Consider the following 392-nt stretch of genomic DNA (forward strand, 5'->3'; position numbering starts at 1 on the left):
GCACTTCAAACTGTTCCGCTTCCTCTCTGGTACTGTCATCCAGGTTAATCAGGGTTGTATTATCTTTCTCAGACAACTGCAGATAACCATACCTACCTGCCGGCGTCCTGTCGCGAAAAGCTACGATATCGCCGTCTTCAATAATACCTGAATGGTTACCCTCTTTCTTTTTGACAAGGACAAGTTCCAAACCGGGTAATTGCGACTCCTGGAATTTCGGAAAATAACGATATGCTCCGTCATCTGACTCCTTCCTGCTCCAGAAATTATTAAGGTGCTCACTTATTTCTACCCGGACGGGCCCTTCTTTTAACTCAAAATAATTGTCACGCTCCCCGAGATTGACCATATTAAACCAGGTATTTTCGCCCGCAGACGAAGCAGAAACGGTT

1 protein-coding gene is annotated in these 392 nt (G+C 45.4%); it reads right to left on the reverse strand.

The window, feature by feature from the left end; translation table 11 throughout:
- A partial coding sequence (locus ED312_RS23925; protein WP_394342883.1) for a hypothetical protein occupies positions 1-392 on the reverse strand: 392 nt, incomplete at both ends.

The sequence above is a fragment of the Sinomicrobium pectinilyticum genome (genome assembly GCF_003725735.1).
In the GTDB taxonomy this organism is placed as follows: domain Bacteria; phylum Bacteroidota; class Bacteroidia; order Flavobacteriales; family Flavobacteriaceae; genus Sinomicrobium; species Sinomicrobium pectinilyticum.